General features: G+C 60.3%; 2 protein-coding genes. Both read left to right on the top strand.

Annotated features, from left to right (window positions below; genetic code table 11):
• Positions 1-229 precede the first annotated feature (229 nt).
• Positions 230-1,222, top strand: a complete 993-nt coding sequence (locus V6C07_RS06945) for a MoxR family ATPase (RefSeq protein WP_333535626.1) — start codon at positions 230-232, stop codon at positions 1,220-1,222.
• A gap of 2 nt (positions 1,223-1,224) precedes the next feature.
• The coding region (locus V6C07_RS06940; protein WP_442891926.1) for a DUF2201 family putative metallopeptidase at positions 1,225-1,843 on the top strand (619 nt) is incomplete at its 3' end.

Genomic DNA, 1,843 nt, shown 5'->3' with positions numbered 1-1,843 from the left:
TGGGAGGACGAGGCCCGGCTGGCCGAGGACAGGGCCGTGCTTGGCTGAATAAAAGCGTACACCGCGTTGATAATCAAAAGCCGCCCGCTGCCGGGCGGCTTTTGCCGTCTGGCGTTTTGCCGGCGAGGGAGGCGTTGATCATATTCTATATGACATTGACTTTCATTTTCATATAGTGCAGCATTCAGGCATCCACTACCACCAGCCGACACCAGCTTACAGGAATGCCATGACACCTTCGCAAATTGTATCCGCCTTGAATTCTCTCATTTCGATTCGTCAGCCGGTTTTTTTATGGGGCGCGCCGGGCGTGGGCAAAAGCCAGATTGTAGCCCAGGCGGCAGCGGCACGGGGCATACCCCTGCGCGACATCCGCGCCGTACTGCTTGACCCCGTGGACCTGCGCGGTTTGCCCCGCATCACCGATGAGGGATTTTCCGTGTGGTGTCCTCCGGCATTTCTGCCCACGCCTTCAGACCCGGAAGAAGGCATAATTTTTCTGGACGAGTTGAACGCCGCCCCGCCCCTTGTGCAGGCCGCCTGCTATCAGCTTATTCTGGACCGCGCCATAGGCGAGTACCGCCTGCCTGACGGCTGGGCCATTGTGGCGGCTGGCAACCGCGAAAAGGACAAGGCCGTTTCGTACCGCATGCCTTCGGCCCTTGCCAACCGCATGGTGCACCTGGAGTTTGACGCCAACCTGGACGACTGGCTTGCCTGGGCTCAGACGGCGGGCATACGGGCTGAAGTGTGCGCGTTTTTGCGATTCAGGCCTCGGCTGCTGCACGATTTTGACCCGCAAAAATCCGAAAAAGCATTCGCTTCGCCCCGTTCGTGGGAATTTGTCTCGCGCATTCTTGATGCTTCGCCGGACCAGGATGTGGAATACGAGCTTTTCCAGGGTACTGTGGGCGCAGCGGGAGCGGCTGAATTTATGGGCTTTCTTGCGGTCTGGCGCGAGCTGCCCACCGTGGATGAAGTGCTGGCGGCCCCGGCCTCGGCCGCTGTGCCGATGGAACCGGCGGCTCTTTACGCCATGTGTGAAGCTCTGAGCCTCAGGGCCAGCGCCGAAACCATAAATGCGCTCACGGCCTATGCCGAACGGCTGCCCTCGGAATTCGGCGTTCTGCTCATGCGTGACGCCGTGTGTCAGGATACGGAGCTTGTGCATACAGAGGCGTTCTCCCGCTGGGCGGAAAAAAACGCTGAAGTGCTGATGTAGCCATGAAAGCGCGCAACGGCCTGCTGCGTCGGCCCTACGACAGCTCTGTGCCTCCGGGGGACGGGCTTGGCTCGTCATCTCCGGGGAGCGGTTGCGATTCATCGCCACAGGGTGACGAGCTTTCACGCAAAGCGACGCTGGCAATGAAAAAGGCCAGAACGGCTCTGGTGCTGGACCATCCATTTTTCGGATCACTGGCATTGCGCCTGCGCTTCAGGGAGGACAAAACCTGCGGCGATCTGTGGACGGACGGCAAAAGCCTTGGCTTTAACCCGACCTATGCCGCCACCTTGCCCGAAGCCCGGCTGATGGCCGCCCAGGCGCATGAGATCATGCATCTGGCTTTCGGCCATCATCTGCGCCGCAAGGGGCGCGAGGAAAAAATGTGGAACCGGGCCTGTGATCTGGCTATCAATCACATTTTGCTCGAATCCGGTTTTGATCTGCCCGAAGGTTTTGCTCATGACCCGGCCTACGCGGGCATGTCGGCCGACGATATTTATGAAGCGCTGGCCGTTCTTCAGGAAAACGCCGCCAAGGGCGACGCGCGTGGTGACTCTGCCCGGGCCGACGGTCAGGATCAGGAAGGCGCGGGAGCCGGGGCCTTTGACGGCGGCAAGG

The organism is Desulfovibrio sp. 1214_IL3152 (assembly GCF_036763055.1).
GTDB lineage: Bacteria > Desulfobacterota > Desulfovibrionia > Desulfovibrionales > Desulfovibrionaceae > Desulfovibrio.
The sequence above is the reverse complement of the archived record's forward strand: the minus strand, read 5'-3'. Positions and strand labels throughout refer to the sequence as shown.

Coding starts and splice junctions, on each gene's coding strand:
- V6C07_RS06945 (WP_333535626.1), top strand. CDS start 230: ATGACACCTTCGCAAATTGTATCCGCCTTGAATTCTCTCATTTCGATT.